Raw genomic sequence first — 264 nt, 5'->3', positions numbered from 1 at the left:
CACCGGCTGGGCGGCGGCCCTGCGTGATCCGGCGATCGGACAGGCGCTCAGTGCGATCCACCACGACCCGGCCCGTCCCTGGACGGTGGAGGAGCTGGGCACGGTGGCGGGCCTGTCGCGCGCGGCATTCGCGAAGCGGTTCACCGCCTTCGTCGGCGAGCCGCCGCTGGGCTATCTGACCTGGTGGCGGCTCACCCTCGCCGGACACCTGCTGCGCGCGGGCGACCAACCGCTCCGCGTGGTCGCGCAACAGACGGGCTACAC

General features: G+C 73.9%; 1 protein-coding gene. It reads left to right on the top strand.

Annotated elements, in window-relative coordinates; translation table 11 throughout:
• On the top strand, nucleotides 1-264 hold a 264-nt coding region (locus tag GJQ66_RS14285; protein ID WP_196215920.1), incomplete at both ends, for a helix-turn-helix domain-containing protein.

It is taken from the genome of Microbacterium sp. ZXX196 (assembly GCF_009709595.1).
Lineage (GTDB): Bacteria > Actinomycetota > Actinomycetes > Actinomycetales > Microbacteriaceae > Microbacterium > Microbacterium excoecariae.
The sequence above is the reverse complement of the archived record's forward strand: the minus strand, read 5'-3'. Positions and strand labels throughout refer to the sequence as shown.